This window comes from Corynebacterium sp. (assembly GCF_012837295.1).
Taxonomy (GTDB): Bacteria; Actinomycetota; Actinomycetes; order Mycobacteriales; family Mycobacteriaceae; genus Corynebacterium.
In genome coordinates, this window is sequence record NZ_DURI01000201.1 from 1 (window position 1) to 5198 (window position 5198).

The following is a 5198-nucleotide window of genomic DNA, read 5'->3' on the forward strand; positions in this document are numbered from 1 at the left end:
GGCGCTTCGGCGGGCGCGTCCTTCACGCCGCCCTCTTCGCCCGGCGCGGAGGAGGATCCCGACGACGAGCCGAGCGAGGACGACCCGAAGAAGACGGATTCGTAGGCCACGTCCGCGGGCCCGGAGTCGCGCCCGACCGCCGCGCCCGCGAGGAATCCCCCTCCGGCGAGGGCGAGGGCGCCCAGCGCCGCGCACGCGACGGTGGCCGCTTTACGACGCCCCCGACCGCCCCGCCCCTCGGCCGCCGACGTGACGGTGGCCGGGATCACGGTGGACTGCCTGGTGGTGATGTGGTCCGACATGCGCCCTCCCGGGAACTCGTGCTGAGCGGGCGCCATCGGGGCACCCTTTTGAGCACATACCACCATACTCCAAAAATGCAACGCAAGAGACGCCAGTGACGCATGTGACCAAAGGGAAACGCCCCCGACTCCCCGGATGTCCGGGGAATCGGGGGCGCGGCGGGGCGTCGTCAAGCGGGAAAGCCGGGCGGCCGGGACCTGCCCGACCCCGGCCACCCGCCCGTGCCTAGTCCTTCTCCCAGTACTCCCGCTCGCGGCGCATCTCCACGCCGGCCTTCGGATCGGTCTCGGTCTCGGGGCGGGCCAGCTCGCTCTTGCGCAGCTCCACGCGGCGGATCTTGCCCGACGCCGTCTTCGGCAGGTCATCGGCGAACTCGAGGCGGCGGACGCGCTTGAAGCCGGCGAGGCGCTCGGCGGTGTGCGCCATGATCGACTTCGCGGTCTCCAGGTTCTCCTCGGCGCCCTCCGCCAGGCGGACGACGGCCTTCGGCACGGCCAGGCGCATCGGATCCGGCGACGGGATCACCGCGGCCTCGACGACCGCCGGATGCTCCAACAGCGTCGACTCCAGCTCGAACGGCGAAATGCGGTAGTCCGACGCCTTGAACACGTCGTCGATGCGGCCCTCGAAGGTGATGTAGCCGTCCGCGTCGCGAATGCCGCGGTCGCCCGTGTGATAGTGCCCGTCGAACATGACGGCGCCCGTCTTGTCGGCGTCCTCGTGGTAGCCCGGGGTCAGGAACAGCGGATGGCCGTCCATGACCACGCAGATCTCGCCGTCGTCGACCAGCTCGCCGGTGTCCGGGTCGACCAGCACGATGTCCACGCCCGGGCAGGGGCGGCCCATCGAACCGGGGCGGACGTCCTGGCCCGGCGAGTTGCACACCAGGGCCGTGGTCTCCGTCTGGCCGTAACCGTCGCGGATGGTGACGCCCCAGTCCTTCTCCACGCGGGAAATGACCTCCGGATTCAGCGGCTCGCCGGCACCCAGGGCCTCGCGCGGCACGCGGGACATGCCCGTCATGTCGGCCTGGATGAACATGCGCCACACCGTCGGCGGGGCGCAGAACGTGTCCACGCCGCAGCGGTCCAGCTGCCCCATCAGCGCGGCGGCGTCGAAACGGTCCGTGTTGTAGATGAAGATGCACGCCTCCGCCGACCACGGCGCGAACACCTGCGACCACGAATGCTTCGCCCAGCCCGGCTGCGAGATGGACATGTGCACGTCGCCCGGCTGGACGCCCAGCCAGTACATCGTGGTCAGCGTGCCCACCGGGTAGCTGGCGTGGGTGTGGGCGACCAGCTTCGGCTTCGACGTGGTGCCGGAGGTGAAGTACAGCAGCAGCAGGTCGTCGGGGCGGGTCGGGCCGTCGGCCTCGAACTCGTCGGAGGCGATGTACGCGTCGTGGAAGTTGTGCACCGGGATGACGGGCATGCGGCCGTCGCCGGTCACCGGCTCCTCGTCCTCGTCGGCGGCGAGCAGGATGACGTCGTCGTCGACGGAGACGTCCGCGAAGCGGTCCAGGTATCGGCGGGAGGTGACCACCATCTTGATCCGCGCGCGCTCCAGGCGCTCCGGGGTCTCCGCGGCGGGCAGCTGGATCGAGGCGGGGCTGACCACGGCGCCGAGCTTCATCGCGGCGAGCAGCGTCTCCCACAGCTCGACCTGGTTGTCCAGCATGAGCATGATGCGGTCGCCGCGGCCGATGCCCAGGCCACGCAGGTGGTTGGCCACGCGGTTGGAGCGGCGGCGCATGAGATCGAAGGAGTAGATGGCCTCCGAGCCGTCGGGCTCGACGATCCACAGCGCCGGCTCGGGGTTCTCGTAGGCGATGACGTCGAACCAGTTCAGCGCCCAGTTGAAGTCGTTCAGCTCCGGCCACTCGAACGCCTCGCGGGCGCCCTCGTAGTCGGTGCGGGTCGCCAGGAGCGTGTCGCGGGCGGCGCGGAACGCCTCGCTGTCGCGGGTGTGGCCCGGAGTGGACAGGCGCTCTTCCCCCTGGTCCAGCGTCGGGACCTTCTTCGGGTGGGGCTGGTGCGGGGCGCCGGGGTGAACGGTGCGGTCGAGGCCGGGGGCGGGGGAAACGGGAGCGTTCATGTCGGGTCCTTGTGCGTGGGGCGTCGGTGGCCGGGAGCGTTGCTGGACGGCGACCCGGCGACGTGGCGCGGGTCACAGTGTTGCGTGGGCCACAGTATTGCGTGAATCTCCATTAACTCGCAAGGTTTCCCCGCCCGAACTGCTTTCGGGGGTGAATCACCGTTTACTCTTCATGTGGAACGTGGCCCAGGTCACACGCATTTTGCTTTACGACGCCCACCACCCCGCGGGGGTGCCGCCCACCCGACCGACGCCGCCAGGCCGACGGCCAACGCCCCATCCCTGCCCGCCATTGCGCCGGCCACGCCTGCAGCCCCGATCCCGTCCCTTCTGCCACGCCCACACCCCGACTTCGCCGGCCCCGCCGCCCGGACACCCGCCGGACCACACCCCCTTAGTTGCAGAATGCAGCCACACGTCGAGTGAACGCCGGTAAAAGCCCAGGAGCGAAAATCGTGTGGCTGCGTGAGGAGAATTCGGCACGAGTGCAGCCCACGGCAACCCTCGCAGGGATGGGAATCCGGACGCACGCGAGCCCGGCGCGGCGGACAAGGAAACAGACAGCGACGACGGGGTGAGCGCGGCGGCGAAAACCGAGGCAAGGTCCGACAGCATGACGTGCGGCCATCATGCCGGGAACGCGTACAGGCCAGGACGAACAACGTCCTGGCCTGCACGATTGGGGCCGGAGATGGGACTCGAACCCACAACCATCCGCTTACAAGGCGGGCGCGCTACCAATTGCGCCACTCCGGCATAGCCCCGGATTCTACCCCGCCGCACGGCCCATCCGGACAAGCCCCCGCACCCGCCCCACCACCGTGTTTCCGTGATGTCCGGAGCACGGGTGTAATCGGCTGAACTCGCATGTAAACTCCCCGCGGCGCGGCAACCCCGCGGGACGACACGAGCGGGACGATCGGGGCACCTCCACCATCGGGTGCCAAACGACGGGAGGAACATGGCCGAGAACCAGCAGGCGACCACCGCCGCAGCGGCCCCCGGGTTCACCGGGAAGCTGCGGGCGAAGGTGCGCGGGGCCATGTTCGGCCCCCAGTCGACGGTCGACCTGGTGCAGTCGACGCGGACTCCGCTGCCCCTGGCCCCCATCGACTACACGGATCCCGACCAGGTCACCTCGGTCCTCGATCTCGCCGCCCAGCTCGGCGGGCTGCTGCTGTCCTGCGGCTCCGGCAACTCCGACACCGCGCTGCAGATCAAGGCGGTGACCTCCGCGTACGGCCTGACCCGGGTGCAGGTCGACATCACGCTGACGTCGGTGACCGTCTACCACCTCATCGGCGCCCGCCGGACGCCAGTGACTGCCATGCGCGTCGTCGACGCCCCGGCCGTGGACTTCCACCGCCTGCGCCGCGTGGACGCCCTCCTGCGGGCGATCCGCGGCGGCCAGGTCTCGCTCGACGAGGCCGTCGAGCGAGCCGACGCGATCGAGTCCGCCCCTCCCCTGTACCGGCTGCGCATCATCTACCTCGGCTGGGCCGCCATGGCCGCCGCCGTGTCCGTGCTGCTGGGCGGCGGGGCACTCGTCGCGGTGATCGCGGCCGTGGTCACCGCGTTCATCGTCGCCGCCATCGGCGAGCTCAACGTCCGGGCGCTGCCGCCGTTCTTCCAGAACGCCACCGGCGGTTTCATCGCAACGGTCACCGCCGCGCTCGCCTACGCCGGATCGTCCTACATCGGCATCGACATTCAGCCGTCGAGGATCATCGCCTCGGGCATCATCGTCATGCTCGCCGGCCTCACCCTCGTCCAATCCCTCCAGGACGGGATCACCGGCGCACCGGTGACCGGCTCCGCGAGATTCTTCGACACCATGCTGCTCACCGGCGGCATCGTCGCGGGCATCGCCATCGGCTTCGAGGTCACCGCCTTCATCGGCATGCCGCTGCCGCCGACCAGCGTCGCCTCCGACCCCAATTTCGCGGAATCCACCGTCCGGGTCCTCGCGGGCTCCGCCGCCAGCGTCGCGTTCGCACTGGCCTCCAACGCCGGATGGAAGGCACTCGGCGTCTCCGGCGCCACGGCGCTGCTGGGCTCGATGCTCTACTACTGGCTGCTCCTGCCCGCCGGCGTCAACCCCGTCGCCGCAGCCGGCGCCGCCGCCACCGCCGTCGGCCTCGCCGGCGGTCTGCTGTCCCGCCGTTCCTCCATCCCGCCGCTGGTCACCGCCATCGCCGGCGTGACGCCCTTCCTCCCCGGCATGTCCATCTACCGCGGCCTCCACGCGCTGCTCAACGGTCAGCCGCTCAACGGCTTCACCGCCCTGGCCGCGGCACTGGGCACCGCCACCGCACTGGCCGCGGGCATTGCGCTCGGCGAATGGCTGGCCCGCCAGATGCGCCGCCCGCCGCGACTGACCCGCCACGGAGACGTCAAGCGCCCGAAGATCCAGCGCCGCCGCCGTAGGCACGCCGCCGGCACCGACGCCCCCGACGGCACCGCCAACCCCGTCGAGGGCCGTACGCGCCTGAGCCGCAGCGCCCGCGCCAAGTTCGGCCGCCGCTACGGCCGCGCCCCGGGAGACCAGACCGTCGACTGGTGAGCGCGCCGCCACGGGCGGGCTGGAAAACGGGCGCGTGGGCGTCGTCAAGCGTGCTTATCGCCCGCAACCGGCCGACCTCACCCGCGAAGGCCCGCCTTGGTACACTGGATGGCCTGTATGGGGCGACCGGCGAGGCGGCCGACCGGCCCCCGCAGCGGCGCCGCCACCACGTCGCGCCGCACGCCCATCACCACCCGTCACCAGCCCGCCACGAGCCAGGAGGATCCGTGCCACC

General features: G+C 70.9%; 3 protein-coding genes and 1 tRNA gene. 1 reads left to right on the forward strand and 3 read right to left on the reverse strand.

The genetic code is table 11. The features are described from left to right. The 3 genes from GX015_RS06665 to GX015_RS06675 all read right to left on the reverse strand — a co-directional run. The coding region (locus tag GX015_RS06665; RefSeq protein ID WP_291343775.1) for a hypothetical protein at window positions 1-302 on the reverse strand (302 nt) is incomplete at its 3' end. A gap of 226 nt (window positions 303-528) precedes the next feature. Then, window positions 529-2400 carry an AMP-binding protein gene (locus GX015_RS06670; protein ID WP_291343777.1) on the reverse strand — a complete coding sequence of 624 codons (1872 nt, stop codon included), beginning with the start codon at window positions 2398-2400 and terminating at the stop codon, window positions 529-531. Window positions 2401-3080: 680 nt separating this feature from the next. Then, a tRNA-Thr gene (locus tag GX015_RS06675) sits at window positions 3081-3156 on the reverse strand. Between the two features lie 205 nt (window positions 3157-3361). Here GX015_RS06675 and GX015_RS06680 point away from each other — a divergent pair. Next, window positions 3362-4963 (forward strand): threonine/serine exporter family protein, encoded by a 1602-nt coding sequence (locus GX015_RS06680; RefSeq protein ID WP_291343779.1) that lies wholly within the window; start codon window positions 3362-3364, stop codon window positions 4961-4963. Window positions 4964-5198: the final 235 nt, after the last annotated feature.